This window comes from Thalassobellus citreus, assembly GCF_044385915.1.
Lineage (GTDB): Bacteria > Bacteroidota > Bacteroidia > Flavobacteriales > Flavobacteriaceae > Thalassobellus > Thalassobellus citreus.
Genome location: NZ_JBISCC010000082.1, coordinates 1 through 283, shown reverse-complemented (window position 1 = coordinate 283; position 283 = coordinate 1). Strand labels below are relative to the sequence as shown.

Sequence of the window (283 nt, the reverse complement as noted above, 5' to 3'; positions counted from 1 at the left end):
TTAGTCCATCACCATCACTATCAGTCGTATTAACTCCTGTTGGTAAACAAGCATCATTAGCATCAAATGGTCCTGGATAATCTCCTGGTACTTTTGGTGTACTCGGATCGTCTATTCCTGTTGTTTCTTCACAATCGGTTAGTCCATCACCATCACTATCGGTCGTATTAACTCCTGTTGGTAAACAAGCATCGTTAGCTTCAAATGGCCCTGGATAATCTCCTGGTACTTTTGATGTACTCGGATCGTCGATTCCTGTCGTTTCTTCACAATCGGTTAATCC

Annotated in this window: 1 protein-coding gene; it reads right to left on the bottom strand. The window is 42.4% G+C overall.

Translation table 11 applies throughout. The features are described 5' to 3' along the window. A partial coding sequence (locus ACH5TX_RS00610; RefSeq protein ID WP_439337620.1) for a hypothetical protein occupies positions 1 to 283 on the bottom strand: 283 nt, incomplete at both ends.